Genomic DNA, 19143 nt, shown 5'->3' with positions numbered 1-19143 from the left:
ACCCTTTTCGAAAAAGCGTTCTGACCTGCACCTATCCGATCGGACAGTTTCTTCCGAAAACACACAAATTTCCGATCTCCGACTTACACTGCGCCAATGCTGATTCACCCGACATTGCGCATGCAGTCCTGGGGATTCGTCATCGGCGCCGCCCTGTTCGCATTGGGTTCGGCGCCCGGAATTGCGACGCTTCTCGGCACCGCCGGTGCAAATACTTCGTTCTTCGTGGGTTCCTGGTTCTTCACGGGTGCAGCGTTCGTCCAATTGATGCTCAGTGGGCCGGCCACCGTCACGGACAAGGGCAGCCCGGCGATCCGCGCCGACTGGCTCGCGTCGCTGATTCAGTTCATCGGTACGCTGCTGTTCAACGTCAGCACGGGAGCCGCACTGCACGCCCACACCGTCAAGGGTGAGAAGCACCTGGTGTGGAACCCCAATCTCGAAGGGTCCCTGTGCTTCCTGGTGTCGAGCGCGATCGCGTGTGCAGTCCTCTGGCGAGCGGGCTCGCATTGGGCGCCACGCTCGAAGGACTGGATCAGCGGGTGGCTGAACATGCTCGGGTCGATCGCTTTCGGGGTCTCCGCCGTCGGTTCGTTCGTCCTCGACGACGGAAACACTCTCGACCCGAGCCTTGCCAACACCGGCACGTTCGTCGGGGCGATCTGCTTCCTGCTCGCCGCGGCGGTGTTCCTCGGGAGGCGCAGCGCCGAGGAACCGGAATCCGCAACGGCCTCCTGAGAATCCGCCGGCAGGGCACCTGCCGGCGGAGAGCGTCTCAGTTCTCCCCTTCGCGCCCTTCGAGATAGGCGCGAGCGGCGTCGGGCCCCTCGTCGAGCAGGATCCGGAAACCGTCCTCGTCGAGCACGGGTACTCCGAGATCGGCGGCCTTGTCGGCCTTCGAACCCGGGTTGTCGCCGATGACGACGAAAGCCGTCTTCTTCGACACCGATCCGGCGGCCTTGCCTCCGCGCGCGAGGACGGCCTCCTTGGCCTGGTCGCGGGAGAATCCCGCGAGCGTGCCCGTGACCACGATCGACAGTCCTTCGAGGGTTCGCGGGATCGATTCGTCGCGTTCGTCGGCCATCCGCACACCCGCTGCCGCCCACTTGTCGACGATCGCGACGTGCCAATCGACGGTGAACCAGTCGGTCACCGCCGCGGCGATCGTCGGTCCGACGCCCTCGACGGCCGCGAGCTCGTCGACGGACGCGGCCCGGATCCGGTCGAGGCTGCCGAACTCGGTGGCCAGCGCACGCGCAGCGGTCGGTCCGACGTGCCGGATGGACAGGGCGACGAGCACGCGCCAGAGCGGCTGTTCCTTCGCCTTGTCGAGGTTCTGCAGCAGACGTTCGCCGTTCTTCGACAGCACGCCCTTGGTGGTGCGGAAGAACGGGATGCGTTCGAGGTCTTCCTTCGTGAGCGAGAACAGGTCGCCCTCGTCGGCGATGATCTTCCCCTCGAGCAGTGCCGTGGCCGCCTCGTAGCCGAGGGCTTCGATGTCGAACGCTCCCCTGCCCGAGACGTGGAAGACCCGCTCGCGCAATTGCGCCGGGCACGACCGCGAGTTGGGGCAGCGCAGGTCGACGTCGCCCTCCTTCGCCGGGGCGAGGGTGGTACCGCATTCGGGGCACTGCGTGGGCATCTCGAAGGCGTACTCGGAACCGTCGCGCAGGTCGACGACCGGGCCGAGGACCTCCGGGATCACGTCGCCGGCCTTGCGGATGACCACGGTGTCGCCGATGAGCACGCCCTTGCGCCCCACCTCGGACGCGTTGTGCAGCGTCGCCAGCGAGACGGTGGACCCGGCGACGGTGACCGGCTCCATGTAAGCGAAGGGGGTCACGCGTCCGGTGCGCCCGACACTGACGCGGATGTCGAGGAGCTTGGTGGTGACCTCCTCCGGCGGGTACTTGTAGGCGATCGCCCACCGTGGGGCGCGGGACGTGGCACCGAGGCGGCGGTGCAGCCCCATGTCGTCGATCTTGACCACCAGGCCGTCGATCTCGTGTTCGATGTCGTGGCGGTGTTCGCCCCAGTAGCGCATCCGCTCGACGACCGCCTCGGCGCCCTGCACGCGAACGGTGTGCGGTGAGACGGGCAGGCCCCAGGCCGCGAAGGCCGCGTAGGCGTCGGATTGCGAGCGGGGTTCGAAGCCCTCCATGCGGCCGTAGCCGTGGCAGTACATGCGCAGACGCCGGCGCGCGGTGACGGCCGGGTTCTTCTGCCGGAGGGAACCGGCGGCGGAATTGCGGGGATTCGCGAAGGGCGGCTTGCCTTCGGCCACCAGCCCGGCGTTGAGGGTCTGGAAGTCCTCGAGCCGGAAGAACACCTCTCCGCGCACTTCGAGCAACGTCGGGATCGGGTATTCGGCGGTGCCGGTCAGCTTTTCGGGAACGTCGTCGATCGTGCGGGCGTTGAGGGTGACGTCCTCCCCGGTGCGCCCGTCGCCGCGGGTGGCCGCGCGGACGAGTTTGCCGTTCTCGTAGACGAGGCTGAGCGCCACGCCGTCGATCTTCACCTCGCACAGATAATCGGGGTGGGTGCCGGTCTCGACCTCGGCGCGCGAGAGCCACGCGCGCAGTTCGTCCTCGTCGAAGACGTTGTCGAGGCTGAGCATGCGTTCGAGATGCTCGACGGCACCGAACTCGGTGGCGAAGCCGCCGCCGACCAACTGGGTGGGCGAATCCGGCGTGCGGAGTTCGGTGTACTGCTCCTCGAGTGCCTGCAGTTCGCCGAGGAGCGCGTCGAACTGACCGTCGGAGATGATGGGGGCGTCGCGCACGTAGTAGCGGAACTGATGCTCGCGCACCTGTTCGGCGAGATCCTGCCAGCGCTCACGCGCCTCCGGAGGAGCGGTGATGGGTGCGTCCGTCGGTTCACTCACAGCCTGCAAGCCTAGTCGAGGGGACCGACCGGAATACTCAGAGCGTGTCGGCTTCCTCGGCGAAGGCCGACGCGACGTCGCGCAGCGAACGCAGAGCGGCCCGTGCTCCCTCCGTGGAGGCCGAGGCCAGCCCGCAGACCGGGCTCACCGCCACCGATTGCAGCACCTTCCGGGGGAAGCCGAGCCGGTCGATCAGTTCGACGGCCGGTGCCGCGTACTCGCGCCAGCCCGTCGAGGCCGATGCGGTGGCGGGCACGAGCCCCAGGATCGGGACCGTGCCGGAGTCGAACAGTTCGCCGAGTTCGTCGAGGTCGGAGCGTCGCACGCGTCCGACGTCGAAGGCCACGGCGTCGGCAGCGCTGCGTCGCAGGAAGTCGGCCGGGAAGGTGCCCGCGCAGCAGTGCACCGCGACGGAGAGCCCGGTGCCCCGGATCGTCGTGTCGAGCACGTCCAGCGCTTCCGGGTCCGGCACGGCAGGGACGGTCTCGAGGACGGTCCGGCCCTTCAGCGTTCCGGCGAGCACGTCCGGCAGCGACGGTTCGTCGAGTTGCGCGACCACCTGCACCCCGAGCCGGCGGGTGATCTCGGCGGCGTGTCGGGCCAGGCCTTCCGCGAGCGATTCGGCCAGGTCGCGGACGGCGCCGCGGTCGGTGAGCACCCGTCGTCCGGTGGCGAGTTCGACATGAGCGGCGAGGGTCAGCGGCCCGGCGGCCTGGACCTTCACGGGACGGCCGGCATCCAGCCCGGCGCGTTCCCATGCCTCCTCGAGCGCGTCGAGGTCCTGGGCGAGCAGGTCGCGCGCCCGGGCGGCCACACCGCTGCGCCGCGACACGAGGCGGTAGCCCGTGGTGGAGGTGTCGAGGTACATGTCGACGAGCAGGGCGCTGACCCGCCCGATCATGTCGGCGCCGAGGCCGCGCGCCGGCAGTTCGACGAGATGCGGCAGGTCGGTGAGTTCGCCGACGACGACCGCCGCGGCCTCACGCGGGTCCGTCCCGGGCCACGAGCCGATGCCTGTCGCGAGACCGGACCACACCTCGCGGCCGGTGGCAGGTGCCGTCACCGGTCCCCTGCCGTGATGGTGCCGCTGCCGAGGACGATGTCGCCCGCAGCGTCGGGCCGGTACAGCACGGCGGCCTGACCGGCGGCGACACCGGTGAGCGGTTCGCGCAGCGAGATCTCGATGCCCGGACCCACCGCTTCGGCGACGGCCGGGGCCAGGCCACCGTGGGCGCGGACCTGGACGACGCACTCGATCGGTCCGACAGGAGCGGTGCCGGAGGTCCACACGGCGCGTTCGGCCCGGATCGACTCGACCTTCAGCTGTTCGACGCTGCCGACCCGGACGGTGCCGCTCTCCGGTTCGATCGCGGTGACGTAGCGGGGGCGGCCATCCGGTCCGGGCCCGGCGATACCGAGTCCCTTGCGCTGGCCGATGGTGAAACCGTGCACGCCCTCGTGCTGCGCGAGCACCTCACCCGAACGGTCGTCCACGACGGCGCCGGGACGCACACCGATCCGGGCACCGAGGAAGGCGCGGGTGTCGCCCGACGGGATGAAGCAGATGTCGTGGCTGTCGGGCTTGTTCGCCACCGCGAGTCCGCGTTCGGCGGCCTCCTCGCGGATCCGGCTCTTGGGGGTGTCGCCGACGGGGAACACCGCGCGCGACAACTGCTGCGCGGTGAGCACGGCGAGTACGTACGACTGGTCCTTGTCGGCGTCGACGGCGCGACGCAGCACCCCGTCGTTCAACTGCGCGTAGTGACCGGTGGCGACGGCGTCGAAGCCGAGCGCGACGGCACGGTCGGCCAGCGCCGAGAACTTGATCTTCTCGTTGCAACGCAGGCACGGGTTCGGGGTCTCACCGGCGGCATAGGACGCGACGAAGTCGTCGATCACGTCCTCCTTGAAGCGGTCTGCGAAATCCCAGACGTAGAAGGGAATTCCGAGCACGTCGGCGGCGCGGCGGGCATCGCCGGCGTCCTCCTTCGAGCAGCATCCGCGCGAGCCGGTGCGCAGTGTGCCCGGCGCGGTCGACAACGCGAGATGCACTCCCACGACGTCGTGTCCGGCCTCGACCATGCGGGCGGCGGCGACCGCCGAGTCCACACCGCCGCTCATTGCCGCAAGAATCCTCATCTCCGGTCACCTCCTCGTCCACCGGCGCTCGCCAGTCCGGCGGCGCGAGCCCTGTCCACCACGGAAGGGAGAGTTTCGATCAGTTTGTCGATGTCACTGCGGGTTGTGGTGTGCCCCAACGAGAATCGGAGCGAACCGCGTGCCGTGATCGGGTCCGCCCCCATCGCGACGAGCACGTGACTCGCCCGTGCGACCCCGGCGGTGCACGCCGAACCGGTCGAGCATTCGATACCGGCCGCGTCGAGCAACATCAGCAGCGAGTCCCCTTCGCATCCGGGGAACGTGAAGTGCGCGTTGTTGGGCAGTCGTCCGGCCTCGCGAGGACCGTTGAGGATCGCGTCGGGGATCGCCGCCTCGACACCCGCGACGAGAAGATCGCGCAGGTGCGCGAGTTCGGCGGTGCGGCCGTGCAGATCCGAGGTGACCTCGCGCAGCGCGGCGGCCATCGCCACGATGGACGCGGTGTCCTGCGTCCCGGACCGTACGTCGCGTTCGTGGCCCCCACCGTGGGCGAGCGGCACGCACGGCACCTGCCTGCCGAGCAGCAGCGCTCCCACTCCCTGCGGACCACCGAACTTGTGAGCGGCCAGGGTCAGTGCCGACAGTCCGCTCGCGGTGAAATCGACCGGGAGATGCGCGACCGCCTGCACGGCGTCGCTGTGCATCGGGACGTCGAACTCGGCGGCGACCGCAGCGAGTTCGGTGATCGGCATGACGGTGCCGACCTCGTTGTTCGCCCACATGACGGACACGAGGGCGACCTCGTCGGCGTGGCGCGAGAGTTCCTCGCGGAGCGTGGTGGGATCGACGCGGCCGGACCCGTCCACCGGCAGCCACGTCACCTGGGCATCCTCGTGCTCGACGAGCCATTCGACGGCGNCGAGCACGGCGTGGTGTTCGACCGCGCTCGCGAGGATCCGGCGACGCCGGCGGTCCTGGGCGCGGCGGCCCCAATAGATGCCCTTGACGGCCAGGTTGTCGCCCTCGGTGCCACCGGAGACGAAGATCACCTCGGAGGGTCGGGCGCCGAGGGCGGCCGCGATCGACTCCCGCGACTCCTCGACGCGCCGGCGCGCTGCGCGCCCCGATCCGTGCAGGGAGGACGCGTTTCCGACGGTGGTGAGGACCGACGTCATCGCCTCGACGGCCGCAGGAAGCATCGGCGTCGTCGCGGCGTGATCGAGGTAGACGGTCGTGGAGGTACCGGAGGGACCGGCGGCGGGCGAGGTCATGACCGATCCAGGATAGCGGGTCGGCGCAGGTGCCCGCCGCGCTCAGGGGGGTCGCCCGTCAGGCGGCGTCCGGCGTCCGTGCCGCTCCACCGGCCGGTGAGCCACCGACCGGCAGGAACGCCACGGCCTCGACCGGGCGCTCGTCACGGACCGCGCGGGCGCATCGGGCTGCGAGATCGTGCCGGTCCCGACCCGGATGTTCGAGCGGAGCGAGCACGACTTCGACGACGACACCGCGGTTCCGGATCATCCGCCGGATCGAGGAACCCATCGTCTCGTCGCCGACGAAGGCCGGCACGGCGGTGAGGTCTCCCCCGCGCTCGCCGTATCGCAGGCCGACGGGCTGGACGGGGCACTGCGCGTCCACGGCCGCCTGCAGCAGGGCGGGGCGGAAACCGCCGTGGGACCGTCCGCATCGCGTCGTGCCTTCGGGGAAGACGGCGACGCGCCCGCCCTCCAGCAAGCGGGTGCGTACTCGCTCGATCACGTCGGGCAGCAGTCGCAGTCGTTCCCGTTCGATGGTGATGACACGCATCCGGCGTGCGAGTGCGCCCAGCAGGCCCCAGTCGAGCAGATCCGCTCGTGCGACGAACTCCGCGGGAGCGACCGCCGTGAGGACGAGGACATCCGTCCACGAGACGTGCGGTGCAACGACGAGCACGCCCCCTGCGTGCGCCCGCCGGTCACGCCGGTCGTCGATCGTCGGACGGATGCCTACGCACCACAACAACACGCGCGCACTGCGGCGCACCGCGCTCTCCCGACACGTCGCGGGAATCATCCGCCCGGCCAGCAGGAGCGGCACCACCGTCAGCACGACCGTGACGATCGCGATGCGCAACCACACCGTCGGCAGACCCACACGATCCGTCCCGTCCGGCAGGCACCGGATCCCGCACGGACTCGACGGCATCCACGCGTGCACCCGTGTCGTACCGGCCCGAGTCACCGCGACCCCCGCTCGGCACGCTCGGCGGCCGCGCGCAGGCGGGCGAGATAGCGGGTGTCCGCCCGGTCCACGGCGAGCATCGCGACGAAGTCGGCGACCCCGAAGTCCGGGTCGTGGGCCGGTTCACCACAGATCCGGGCACCGAGCCGCAGGTATCCGCGCAGGAGCGGCGGGACGACCGGGCGCGGCAACGGAGCGATCTCGTCGAGCGGGTGGCCGTCGACCACCACGGGATTCAGCGGTCGGACCCGCGCTGCGGGTTCGACGGCGTGTCGGTCGAGCAGCAGGTCGCGCACGGCCCGGACGTTCGACGCCTCGGGTTCGTCGGGCGTCGTGCGCATGGGCACCGAGACGCATCCGACGACCTCGTTGTGTCCGGTCGCCTCGAGATAGTGCAGGATGCCGGCCCACATCAGGGTGAGGACCGACCCGGAACGGTGGGCGGGATCGACGCAGGCCCTGCCCATCTCCACCAGGCCGCGCCCGTGTGGGTCGAGTGCGGAGAGATCGAATTCGGTGGCGGTGTAGTACCCACCGGCCTCGCAGGCGGCTCCGGGCGGGAGCATCCGGTAACAGCCGACGACGTCGTCGGTGACCCGATCGCGCACCAGCACGTGGTCGCAGAACTCGTCGAACCGGTCGGCGTCGGATCCGTCCCCCGCATCGGGGATCCGGAAGCCGGGTTCACCGGAGAAGACCCGGTACCGAAGACGTTGCGCAGCCAGGCGATCCGACGCTTCGGTCGACACGACGAGGGAGTATCGGGGGCCGGACAGGACGGGAGCGGTGAACCCACTCGGGCGGTACAGCACCGGCGATGTGGTCATGCCCCAAGGTGTAACGACCGTGGGAGGCGCGCCGGCGGCGACGGGGTGTCGCGGCGATGCATCGCCGATGAACACTCCCGCAGAATGCACGCGGNTCCTTTCGAAGGAGCGGGGCCGCGCAGGGATCGATCTGCCGGAGCGGATCAGCCCTTGTGCTTCTTGACCTCTTCGGTCAGCTGCGGAGCGACGTTGAACAGGTCGCCGACGACGCCGTAGTCCGCGATCTCGAAGATCGGGGCCTCTTCGTCCTTGTTGACGGCGACGATGGTCTTCGACGTCTGCATGCCGGCGCGGTGCTGGATGGCGCCGGAGATGCCGAGCGCGACGTACAGCTGCGGGGAGACCGTCTTACCGGTCTGACCGACCTGGAACTGGCCCGGGTAGTAGCCCGAGTCGACGGCGGCGCGGGAAGCACCGACGGCGGCACCGAGCGAGTCGGCGAGCTCCTCGACGACGGAGAACTTGTCGGCCGAACCGACACCGCGGCCACCGGAGACGACGATCGACGCCTCGGTCAGCTCCGGACGGTCGCCGCCGACGATCGGATCGCGCGAGACGATCTTCACGGCGTTCTCTTCCTGGGCCGGAACCTCGACGGCCACACGCTCGGCGGCGGCAGCCTCGGGCTTGGCCTCGATGGCGCCCGGGCGGATGGAGATCACGGGGACCTCACCGTTGGCCTTGGCGTCGACGGTGAACGCGCCACCGAAGATCGAGTGCACGGCGGAGCCGTCGGCCTTGACGTCGACGACATCGACGAGCAGACCGGAGCCGATGCGGGCGGCAAGGCGGCCCGACACCTCCTTGCCCTCGACGGACGCGGCGGTGATGACGGCGGCGGGGCTGGTGGACTCGACGAGCGACGCGAGGACGTCGACCTTCGGGGTCACCAGGTAGTTGTCGACGTCTTCGGACTCGGCGGCGTAGACCTTGACCGCACCGGCGGCGGCGAGGGCGTCCTGCAGCGCGTCGGCGGTGCCGGGGGCACCTGCGACGACGGCGGAGGGCTCGCCGAGCACACGCGCGGCGGTGATGAGTTCGGTGCTGACCTTCTTGAGCGCGCCCTCGGCATGCTCGACGAGCACGAGTACTTCTGCCATTACTACTTCTCTCCTAGATATGTCAGATGTTGTCGCGGGGCGCGATCAGATGATCTTCTGGCCGACCAGGTACTGAGCGATCTTGCTGCCGCCGTCGCCCTCGTCGGTGACGCGCTCACCCGCGGTGCGCGGGGGCTTCGGGGTCACACCGGTGACGGTGGACGCAGCGTTCGCAACACCGAAGATCTCGGGATCGAGACCGATGTCGGCGAGGGTGAGGGTCTGAACTTCCTTCTTCTTGGCGGCCATGATGCCCTTGAAGGAGGGGAAGCGGGGCTCGTTGATCTTCTCGGTGACCGAGACGATGGCGGGGAGCGGAGCCTCGATGCCGAAGACGCCCTCGTCGGTCTCGCGCTCGCCGGAGGCCTTGCCGTCCGCGATCGTGAGCTTGCGCAGGTGCGTCAGGTGGGGCAGGCCCAGGTACTCGGCGATGATCGCGGGCACGGCGCCCACGCGACCGTCGGTGGCCTCGTTACCGGCGATGACCAGCTCGACACCCTCGATCTGGCCGAGTGCAGCGGCGATCGCGTACGCGGTCTGGATCGAGTCGGAGCCGTGCATGGCGGGATCGTTGAGGTGGATCGCCTTGTCGGCGCCCATGGACAGCGCCTTGCGGATGGCGTCGGTGGCGCGGTCCGGGCCGGCGGTCAGAACGGTGACCTCACCGCCGTCGCGCTCCTTGATGAGCAGAGCTTCCTCGACAGCGCGCTCGTTGATCTCGTCGAGCACGGCGTCGGCGGCCTCACGGTCGAGCGTGTAGTCGCCGTCGCTGAGCTTGCGCTCGGACCACGTGTCGGGGACCTGCTTGATCAAAACGACGATGTTCGTCATGGGTCTGCGTCGACCTCCTGTGTGTAGCTGCCTTTGGTCGGCAAGGCGCTGCCTGAACCGAGCACTCGTGTCTTTCGCACGGCGTGTGCGATAGATTATCAGCCGCTAAGTTACCAGCCAGTAACTTGACGGGATTCCCGGTTCACCATAGCCGTACGGAAGGACGACGAAACCTGTGATCTGGAACACCGGAGACCACCCCTCCGGGGAGAGGTCTAATGTCGTGGCGGTGAGCGACACCCCCGCCCGCGCCGATGACGCGCACACCCTCCCCCTCACCGGCGAACGGACGGTCCCCGGCATCGCCGAGGAGAACTATTGGTTCCGACGTCACGAGGTCGTCTACCAGCACTTTCTCCCCCGTTGCGAGAACCGGGCCGTGCTCGAGGCCGGCGCCGGCGAAGGCTACGGAGCCGACATGATCGCCGATGTGGCGACGCGCGTGATCGGCCTCGACTACGACGAGAGCGCCGTCGCACACATCCGCGCGCGCTACCCCCGCGTGGACATCCGGCACGGAAACCTCGCCGAACTTCCCCTCGAGGACGAATCGGTCGATACGGTCGTGAACTTCCAGGTGATCGAGCATCTGTGGGATCAGACACAGTTCCTACGCGAATGTCACCGCGTTCTCACCCCCGGCGGCGAATTGCTCATCAGTACTCCCAACCGGATCACCTTCTCCCCCGGCCGCGACACCCCGCTCAACCCCTTCCACACCCGTGAGCTGAACGCCGCCGAACTGACCGAACTGCTCGAGGACGCCGGCTTCCGCGTCGAACTCATGACCGGCGTGCACCACGGCCCCACGCTGCGCGCACTCGATGCCAAGCACGGCGGATCGTTCATCGACGCCCAGATCGAGCGCGCCCTCGCCGGGCAGCCGTGGCCGGACGATCTCACCGCCGACGTCGCGATGGTCTCCACCGACGACTTCGCCATCGTCCCCGAGAACATCGATGCGAGCCTCGATCTCGTCGCGATCGCCGTGAAGGACCCCGCAGCGAAGGACACCGCTCCGTGAGTGCCGCATCGTCCCGCGAACCCGGCATGTTCGCGCTCGTCCTCCACTCCCACCTCCCGTGGCTCGCCCATCACGGCCGGTGGCCCGTCGGCGAGGAATGGCTCTACCAGTCGTGGGCAGCGACCTATCTGCCCGTCACCGACGTGCTGCGGCGGCTCGCCGCCGAAGGCCGGACCCGGATGCTCACACTCGGCATCACCCCGGTACTGGCCGCGCAACTCGACGACCCGCACTGCCTCGCCGGGATGCACCACTGGCTCGGCAACTGGCAGCTGCGCGCGCACGAGGCGGCCGGCATGCGGGAGGAGTCCTACCGCGCACTCGGCGCCCGCGAGCACCGCGCCGCCACCGCGGCACTGGAGGACTTCGAAACCCATTGGCGCCACGGCGGATCCCCCGTCGTGCGGCAGCTGATCGACGCCGACGCGATCGAACTGCTCGGTGGGCCTCTCGCCCATCCGTTCCAGCCCCTCCTCGACCCGCGACTGCGCGCCTTCTCGTTGTCCGAAGGTCTCGCCGACGCGCACGCCCGCTGGAACCATCGCCCCCGCGGCATCTGGGGTCCGGAATGCGGTTACACGCCGGGCATGGAGAACGATTACGCCGCAGCGGGAGTCGAGCACTTCATGGTCGACGGTCCCGCGCTGCGCGGCGACACCTCGCTCGGCCGCACGGTCCGCGACTCGGACGTCGTGTGTTTCGGCCGCGACCTGCAGGTCTCGTACCGGGTGTGGTCGCCGAAGTCCGGCTATCCCGGCCACTCCGCCTACCGCGACTTCCACACCTACTGCCACGACACCGGACTCAAACCGTCCCGCGTCACGGGCCGCACGGTGCCCTCGCACGAGAAGGCGCCCTACGATCCCGAACTCGCGTCGCACGCCGTCGACCGGCACGTCGCCGACTTCGTCGAGACCGTCCGGCAGCGACTGCGCAGCGAATCCGACCGCATCGGCCGGGACGCACTCGTCGTCGCGGCCTTCGACACGGAACTGTTCGGCCACTGGTGGTTCGAAGGTCCGATCTTCCTCGAACGACTGCTCCGCGCGCTTCCCGAGGCCGGCATGGAGGTGGGAACCCTCGCCGATGCCCGCGACCGCGGATACGTCGGCGCCTCCGTCGATCTCGAGAACTCGTCGTGGGGTTCGGGCAAGGACTGGCGGGTCTGGGCCGGCGACCAGGTCGCCGATCTCGTGCGTCTCAACGACGAGGTGGTGCGCACGACCCTCGACAGCATCGACAAGTCCCGCGAGCAGAGCACGTCGTCGGTCGCGCTCCGCAACCGCGTGCACGACCAGATGGTGCGCGAAGCGCTGCTGACGGTCTCCAGCGACTGGGCGTTCATGGTCAGCAAGGACACCGCCGCCGCCTATGCCCGCGACCGCGCGCACAAACACGCCCACGCCCTGCGTGAGATCGCCGAGGCGGTCGACTCCGGACGCACCGAGACGGCACAGCGTCTGGCCGACGGATGGAACCGCGCCGACAATCTCTTCCCAGGACTCGACGCCCGACGACTGCCCGGACGCCACGGAGGCCCGCGATGAAGATCCTGCTCGTCTCATGGGAGTACCCACCCGTCGTCGTCGGCGGCCTGGGCAGACACGTCCATCATCTCGCCACCGAACTCGCCGCGGCGGGCAACGAGGTGGTGGTGCTGTCACGTCGCCCGACCGGCACCGATGCGTCGACCCACCCCACGATCAGCCACATCGCCGACGGCGTGCTCGTGGTGGCGGTCGCGGAGGACGCACCCCACTTCGACTTCGGCGAGGACATGATCGCCTGGACGCTGGCGATGGGCCACGCGATGGTCCGCGCCGGGATCGGGCTGACCCGCGGCGGCATCGGCGAAGGTTGGTATCCGGACGTCGTCCACGCCCACGACTGGCTCGTCGCCCACCCCGCGATCGCGCTGGCCGAGTACTTCGACGTGCCGCTCGTGTCGACCCTGCACGCGACCGAGGCCGGTCGCCACAGCGGTTGGCTGTCGGGCCGGATCAACCGCCAGGTGCATTCCGTCGAGTGGTGGCTCGCCAACGAATCCGACCGTCTCATCACGTGTTCGGCGTCGATGCACGACGAGGTCACCGAGTTGTACGGTCCGGACCTGCCGGAGATCTCGGTGATCCGCAACGGCATCGACATCACCACCTGGTCGTACCGCGAACGCGAACCGCGTCCCGGGCCGGCACGACTGCTGTACGTCGGCCGCCTCGAATACGAGAAGGGTGTGCAGGACGCGATCGCCGCGCTCCCCCGCATCCGCCGCTCGCATCCCGGCACGACCCTCGTGGTCGCCGGTGAGGGCACCCAGTTCGAGTGGCTGCGCGAGCAGGCACGCGTACACCGCGTCGCACGCTCGGTGAGTTTCCTCGGCAACCTCGACCACACCGAACTGCTCGGCTGGCTGCACGGCGCCGACGCGATCGTGCTGCCGAGCCGCTACGAGCCGTTCGGCATCATCGCCCTCGAGGCCGCCGCAGCGGGTACCCCGCTCATCGCGTCCACCGCCGGCGGCCTGGGCGAAGCCGTGGTCGACGGCGTGACCGGACTGTCGTTCCGGCCCGGCGACGTGGCCGGACTCGTCTCGGCCGTCCGGGAAACCCTCGACGATCCCGAGGCCGCCCAAGTGCGCGCGCGGGCGGCCCGGGCACGACTGACCGACGACTTCGACTGGCGCCGCGTCGCCGAAGAAACCGCGCAGGTCTACTTGTCGGCGAAGCGGCGGGTGCGTCACCCGCTCGCACGCCCCACGATCCCCCAACGTCCCCTCCCGGACCGCGGATGAACGAGCAGCACACGGTCCAGGTCGAGCGCCTGGCACCGCACGAATCCGACATCGTCGCCGTCACCGCACTGCTCAACGCCGTCTACGCGGTGGCCGAGGACGGCATGTGGGTTCCGGGTACCACGCGGACCGACACGGACGAGATCACCCGGTACGCGCGGGAGGGCAGCATCCGCATCGCCCGCTCGCACGGCCGGGTGGTCGGCTGCATTCGCGTGACTCCGGTCGACGCGACGACGGCCGAGTTCGGGATGCTCGCCTCCGACCCGAAGGTCCGCGGCACGGGCGTCGGCCGCCTCCTGATCGACACCGTCGAGACGGAGTTCGCCGAGCGAGGTTTCGAGACGATGCAACTCGAGGTGATCCGTCCGCGCGACACCTCACACGAGTCGAAGGTGTTCCTCGACCGGCTCTACACCCGGCTCGGGTACGTGCCGGAGGAGCCCGCGCCGCTCGATACGCGCCATCCGGAACTCGTTCCGGCTCTTGCGGTCCTATGTGAAACGGTCGTCTACCGGAAGCCTCTGGGCCGACCCTGAGTCGACCTTCGACTCACGAGGTAGCGGACAACTCGGCCGGAGCGAGCGGCGGCTGCCGATCGAACCACGGCCGGGCCTGTTCGAGTTCGCCTGCGAGGGCGAGGAGCAAACTCTCCCCACCGAGTGGGCCGACGAACTGCACCCCGAGCGGCAGACCGGACACCGTCCAGTGCAACGGCACCGAGATCGCCGGGCGCCCGGTGATATTGGCCAGCTGCGTGTAGGGGGTGCGGCCCAGATTGTCGTCCACCACCCGGTCGATGAAACCGGCCCGGGTCGCGATCCACGCGGTGCGGGTACGCAGGAGCGCCTCGCCGGCACGCCGCATCCAGTGGGGCGTGTCGAGTTCGCCGATGCGCGACGGCGGGAAGGCGAGTGTCGGCGTGAGCAGCAGATCGTAGCGTTCGTGGAACTGCGCGAGACCGCTCGCGTACTCGGCCCAGCGGGCATGGGCCGCAATGTAGTCCGACGCCGAGGTCGCCTTGCCCACGGCGGCGATGATGCGGGTGTCGAACTCGAAGTCCTCGGGTCGTGCTCCGGTGAGGCGGCAGGCCTCGGCGACCTCCGCGGCGGCCGTGGCGAACCACATGGTGAGGAAGTCCTCTGCGAGACGCCGTTCGTCGATACCCGTCGAGGCGGGTTCGACGTGATGGCCGAGTTCCTCGAGCACCGCGACGGCAGCGTCCACCGCGGCCTTCGCCTCCGGATCGACCGGCGTCCCGATCGGTGACGCGGTCTCGTATCCGATCCGCAACCGCTTCGGCGCCGAGCGCGCGGCCTCCGCGTACGACTGGGCACGCTCGACGAGATACGGCCCACCCGCGTACGGGCCCGCCATGACGTCGAGGAAGGCAGCGGCGTCGCGCACCGTCCGGCAGATCACCCCGTTGGTGGCTGCCCCGTGCAGCGGTTCCCCGCCGCGCATACCGGTGGGCACGAGTCCGCGTCCGGGCTTGAGCCCGAGGAGCCCGCAGCAGGCGGCGGGAATGCGGATGGAGCCGCCTCCGTCACTCGCTCCGGCAGCGGGAACGACGCCGGCCGCGACCGCGGCAGCGGAACCACCCGACGACCCGCCCGGCGTCACCGACGGATCCCACGGGTTGCGGGTGGCCCCGAACGCCTCGGGTTCGGTGATGCCCTTCGCCCCGAACTCGGGGGTGTTGGTCTTGGCGAACGGGACCAGGCCGGCCCCGAGCCACCGATCGACGATCACCGAGTTCTCGTCCATCGGCAGGTCCGCGAGGACACGGGAACCGCACGAGGTCGGCTCACCGGCCAGATCCTGCCCCAGATCCTTGAGCAGGAACGGCACCCCGGCGAACGGACCGTCGAGCGGCTCGCGTGCCCGGACACGGGCCTTGTCGTCGAGCCTGCGGACGACGGTGTTCAGTGTCGGTTCGACCGTGTCGAGCCGCGCGATCGCGGTCTCGAGCAGCTCGCTCGCCGATACCTGCCCCGTCGCGACGAGTTCGGCGAGGCCGGTCGCGTCGTGACTTCGATACTCCGAGTAGTCCATCTGCTGTCCCCCGACAGTGTCCCGGCCCGCGTCGCTACTGGTGCACGTCCGCGGGCGTGTCTCCCGACTTCTTCCGTGCGATATCGGCGAGCGCCGCTTCCCGGGCGGCACGCTCGGCAGCGGCGCTCTCCCACGCCACCTTACGGTTCTTCACGACCTTGGCGGGCGAACCCACCGCGATACTGAAATCGGGGATGTCACCCTTGACGACCGCGTGCGCTCCGAGCACCGAACCGCGGCCGACCCGGGTGCCGCGGAGCACGGTGACCTTCGCGGCGATCCAGGTGTCCGGACCGATCCGGACGGGGCTCTTGACGATGCCCTGGTCCTTGATCGGGTAGGTGATGTCCTCGGTGCGGTGGTCGAAGTCGCAGATGTAGCACCAGTCGGCGACCAGCGTCGACGCGCCGACCTCGATGTCGAGATAGGTGTTGACGACGTTGTCCTTGCCGAAGACGACCTTGTCGCCGATCCGGAGCGAGCCCTCGTGGCAGCGGATGGCGTTGCCGTCGCCGATGTGGACCCAGCGGCCGATCTCGAGGCGCGACAGTTCGGGCGTCGCGTGGATCTCGACGTTCTTGCCCAGGAAGACCATGCCGCGCAGCACCACGTGCGGATTGGCCAGGCGGAACTTCGCCAGGCGGTAGTACCGGACCAGGTACCAGGGCGTGTACGCCTTGTTGTCCAGCACCCACTTCAGAGAGGACAGCGTCAGGAATCGTGCCTGTTCGGGATCCCTGCGACGGGACCCGCGCCACCTCGCCGTCAGAGGTGCACCCCACATGCTCGTCATAGGGGCAGCCTACGGTCCGCCTCGTTCGCGGCTCACGACCCCCGGCCCGATACGCTGACACGTCGAATCGTTCGCCTGTGGAGGAGTTGAGTGATGCGGGGTGTCCTGCGGACCGCGGTCCCGGCGCTGACGGTGGTCTTCGCGCTGAGCGCGTGCGGCGGTGGGGCCGGCACCGACGACGTGTTGTCGAGCGGTGGCTGGCCGGGACGGCACTCCGATGCCCGCAACAGCAACACCGCGACCGCCGAGAGCGTCGACGACCTCGCGCCCGGCTGGACGCGTCCGCTGGGCGGCCCGGTCGGCTCCCCCGCCGGCATCGCGGCCAACGGCCAGGTCTCGGTGGCGGCCGCGACGGAGGCCGGATGCAATCTGTTCTCCTTCCAGATGGACACGGGCCGTAAGCGCTGGTGCACGCGTCTCGCCCCGGCCGTCACGACGATCACCCCCGTCTCCGACGGCGTCGCGAACATCTACGTCGGTGAGGACGGCGGACTGCTGTCGTTCAACGAGCACGGCCAGCGTCGCTGGCGCATTCCCGTGAGCGGCAGCCCCCGCAGCGCACAGTTCACCTCCGACGGAAGCCTGTTGGTGGTCACGCATTTCGGTCAGGTCAACGTCGTCGACCCGCAGACGGGACACCTCGAGGCACCGCTGTTCGATCTGGTGCCGGTGCCGACCGTCGAGGACGGACAGAACCTGCCGCGACTCGCGAGCGATCACGGTCTGCCCGCCTGCTTCGGTGGCTCGGCGGACTGCCCGGTCGCCACCACCCCGGCCGTCGACACCGCCACCGACCGTGTCTTCGTCACCGTGTGGCGTCCGGGGGCGGACCGGTCGGCGCTCCTGGCGCTGCGCTACACACCCGGTGACGACGCCGTGGTCACCGAGGAGTGGTCGGTACCCGACCTCCCCGGAGGTGCGGTGACGAGTCCGGTTCTGTCCGCGGACGGTTCGACCGTCTACGTCCACGACGGGGAAGGTGCCCTGTGGGCGCTCGACGCCGAGACGGGCGAAGTGCGATGGACCCACGAGACCGGCCGTCCCACGGCGCTCGGTCCCGCCGTCACCGAGGACGGACTGCTGCTCCTCGCGTCGGCCGACGGCAGCGCCCCGCTGACGGCCCTGCGCGACGGCGGCGACAGCGTCGAGGTCGAGTGGGAACGGGCGGACGTGACTCCGTACGGTGCACCGGCGGTGACCGCCGACGGCCGGGCCTATGTGGTCGTCGACGGCGATCGGGGTCTCGCAGCGGCGGTGCTCGATCTCGCGGACGGAGCGACGCTCGAGGAGGAACCGCTCGATCCCTCCACCGGACTGCCGGTCGGCACCGGCGTCGGCCCGGGCGGGGAGTTCGTGATCACGACCGTCGACGGGGACGTGGTGGTGCTGCGCGAACCGCAGTCGGTGTGAGGACGGCCGCCCGTGTGAGGGCGGTCAGCGCGACGGCGTGCAGACGAAGGCTTCCGGCGTCCGGCCGATGCGGGTGAGTACCACGCTGAGCGAGGCCGACCCGCGCAGTTTCAGGCGCGGACGCAATGCCGCCGGGTCGACGTCGACGCCGCGCACGAGGATCTCGACCGCGCCGCAGTCGTGGCGAGCGAGCGCCTGACGGAGCGTCTTCTCGCTGTACTTGAGACGCTCGACGATCCGGAAACCCCGTACTCCGTCGGGCAGGCTGTCGCCGGTGAGATAGGCGATCCGCGGGTCGAGTTGCCACAGTCCGTGGGCTGCCGCGTAGTGGCGGACGAGACCGGCGCGCACGATCGCGCCGTCGGGGTCGACGATCCACTCCCCCGGCTTCCGTTCCGGAATGTCGTCATCCGCGGCGTCGGTGATCTCGAAACCGGTTCCGTCCGAACGCAGTACTGCAGCCCGTCGGCGCACGCCGGGAGTGCTCAATCCCGGCGAGTACAGGCACGCTTCGCGGACTCCACCGTCGAGCGAGACGACCTCGACCTCACCGGCCCAGTCGAACGAGTCGAAATCCAGTCCCGGTGCGCACTTCACGGCGAGATCGCGGCCCGCGTAGGCGTCGAGGAGATCGGGCAGCGGTGGTTGCAGCGCGGCCGGATCGTGGGTCCGTCGCCCGCCCGAACGGCGTGCGGGATCGGCGATGACGGTGGTGCCCCGCGTGACCGGACGCAGGGCGTCGGCGCGCAGGAGGTACGCCCCGGGGACGTTGTGCGCGGCCATCGCCAGACGCACGTCGTCGAGATCGCTGCCGATCACGGTCTCGGCGACCCCGACGAGTTCGGTGAGTTCGGCGCCGATCGAACACGTCACGTCGTGCACTGTGCGCCCGCGCACTCGCTCGGCGCGGTGGGCCGCGACGCGCGTGGGCGTCGACTGCTGCAGAGCGTCGTCGGTGAGCACCCACTCGCCGCCGCCGGCGATCTTCGCCTCCGCCTTGCGCCGCAGGATCACGGTTTCGACGAGCATTCCGGCACGATCACCGAAATGCGTACGCGCCCAACCGATATCGGCAAGACGCGTACGCGCCGACAGTTCCCGGTCGGCG

General features: G+C 69.7%; 17 protein-coding genes. 6 read left to right on the top strand and 11 right to left on the bottom strand.

What is annotated here, in order from left to right; translation table 11 throughout:
• Window positions 1-96 precede the first annotated feature (96 nt).
• Complete coding sequence (locus ACLBYD_RS24695; RefSeq protein WP_064061611.1) at window positions 97-738, top strand: hypothetical protein; 642 nt, start codon at window positions 97-99, stop codon at window positions 736-738.
• 37 nt (window positions 739-775) lie between these two features.
• On the opposite strand, the gene ligA is transcribed toward ACLBYD_RS24695, so the two are convergent.
• The 8 genes from ligA to ACLBYD_RS24655 form a co-directional block, all read right to left on the bottom strand.
• A complete protein-coding gene (ligA, locus tag ACLBYD_RS24690) occupies window positions 776-2884 on the bottom strand; it encodes an NAD-dependent DNA ligase LigA (protein WP_447818488.1) in 2109 nt (702 codons plus the stop codon).
• 37 nt (window positions 2885-2921) lie between these two features.
• Window positions 2922-3947, bottom strand: coding sequence for a methionine synthase (locus ACLBYD_RS24685; protein WP_447818487.1), 1026 nt, complete (start codon window positions 3945-3947; stop codon window positions 2922-2924).
• Complete coding sequence (mnmA, locus tag ACLBYD_RS24680) at window positions 3944-5023, bottom strand: tRNA 2-thiouridine(34) synthase MnmA (RefSeq protein ID WP_447818486.1); 1080 nt, start codon at window positions 5021-5023, stop codon at window positions 3944-3946. The genes ACLBYD_RS24685 and mnmA overlap by 4 nt, the downstream gene beginning before the upstream one ends.
• Entirely contained in the window at window positions 5020-6255 is a 1236-nt protein-coding gene (locus ACLBYD_RS24675; protein WP_447818485.1) for a cysteine desulfurase family protein, read from the bottom strand. The genes mnmA and ACLBYD_RS24675 overlap by 4 nt, the downstream gene beginning before the upstream one ends.
• A 58-nt stretch (window positions 6256-6313) precedes the next feature.
• Window positions 6314-7117 carry a lysophospholipid acyltransferase family protein gene (locus ACLBYD_RS24670; protein ID WP_447818484.1) on the bottom strand — a complete coding sequence of 268 codons (804 nt, stop codon included), beginning with the start codon at window positions 7115-7117 and terminating at the stop codon, window positions 6314-6316.
• An 83-nt stretch (window positions 7118-7200) separates the two neighbouring features.
• A complete protein-coding gene (locus ACLBYD_RS24665; RefSeq protein WP_277369888.1) occupies window positions 7201-8031 on the bottom strand; it encodes a GNAT family N-acetyltransferase in 831 nt (276 codons plus the stop codon).
• A 143-nt stretch (window positions 8032-8174) separates the two neighbouring features.
• Window positions 8175-9131 (bottom strand): electron transfer flavoprotein subunit alpha/FixB family protein, encoded by a 957-nt coding sequence (locus ACLBYD_RS24660; RefSeq protein WP_006554564.1) that lies wholly within the window; start codon window positions 9129-9131, stop codon window positions 8175-8177.
• A 45-nt stretch (window positions 9132-9176) separates the two neighbouring features.
• Entirely contained in the window at window positions 9177-9962 is a 786-nt protein-coding gene (locus ACLBYD_RS24655; protein ID WP_019288406.1) for an electron transfer flavoprotein subunit beta/FixA family protein, read from the bottom strand.
• Between the two features lie 223 nt (window positions 9963-10185).
• On the opposite strand from ACLBYD_RS24655, the gene ACLBYD_RS24650 reads away from it, so the two are divergent.
• Genes ACLBYD_RS24650 through ACLBYD_RS24635 form a run of 4 tightly spaced genes read left to right on the top strand, consistent with a single transcriptional unit; the run spans window position 10186 to window position 14316 of the window.
• Entirely contained in the window at window positions 10186-10986 is an 801-nt protein-coding gene (locus tag ACLBYD_RS24650) for a methyltransferase domain-containing protein (RefSeq protein WP_447818505.1), read from the top strand.
• Between the two features lie 26 nt (window positions 10987-11012).
• Window positions 11013-12533 (top strand): 1,4-alpha-glucan branching protein domain-containing protein, encoded by a 1521-nt coding sequence (locus ACLBYD_RS24645; protein ID WP_447818504.1) that lies wholly within the window; start codon window positions 11013-11015, stop codon window positions 12531-12533.
• A complete protein-coding gene (locus ACLBYD_RS24640) occupies window positions 12530-13777 on the top strand; it encodes a glycosyltransferase family 4 protein (RefSeq protein WP_447818483.1) in 1248 nt (415 codons plus the stop codon). The genes ACLBYD_RS24645 and ACLBYD_RS24640 overlap by 4 nt, the downstream gene beginning before the upstream one ends.
• A complete protein-coding gene (locus tag ACLBYD_RS24635; protein WP_447818482.1) occupies window positions 13774-14316 on the top strand; it encodes a GNAT family N-acetyltransferase in 543 nt (180 codons plus the stop codon). Before ACLBYD_RS24640 ends, ACLBYD_RS24635 begins: the two co-directional genes overlap by 4 nt.
• A 13-nt stretch (window positions 14317-14329) precedes the next feature.
• Here the strand turns inward: ACLBYD_RS24635 and ACLBYD_RS24630 are convergent, their stop codons facing one another.
• Window positions 14330-15832: an amidase gene (locus tag ACLBYD_RS24630; protein WP_447818481.1), complete on the bottom strand. Its 1503-nt coding sequence runs from the start codon at window positions 15830-15832 to the stop codon at window positions 14330-14332.
• Window positions 15833-15866: 34 nt separating this feature from the next.
• Window positions 15867-16625, bottom strand: a complete 759-nt coding sequence (locus ACLBYD_RS24625; RefSeq protein WP_447818480.1) for an acyltransferase — start codon at window positions 16623-16625, stop codon at window positions 15867-15869.
• A 93-nt stretch (window positions 16626-16718) separates the two neighbouring features.
• Between ACLBYD_RS24625 and ACLBYD_RS24620 the strand changes: the two genes are divergently transcribed.
• The gene (locus ACLBYD_RS24620; RefSeq protein ID WP_447818479.1) at window positions 16719-18035 is read left to right on the top strand and encodes an outer membrane protein assembly factor BamB family protein; all 1317 of its coding nucleotides are present in this window, start codon (window positions 16719-16721) and stop codon (window positions 18033-18035) included.
• A gap of 24 nt (window positions 18036-18059) precedes the next feature.
• Here ACLBYD_RS24620 and ACLBYD_RS24615 read toward each other — a convergent pair.
• Window positions 18060-19143: THUMP-like domain-containing protein (locus tag ACLBYD_RS24615; protein WP_447818478.1), on the bottom strand; the 1084-nt coding region annotated here is incomplete at its 5' end.

The organism is Rhodococcus sp. C26F, assembly GCF_053345925.1.
The sequence above is the reverse complement of the archived record's forward strand: the minus strand, read 5'-3'. Positions and strand labels throughout refer to the sequence as shown.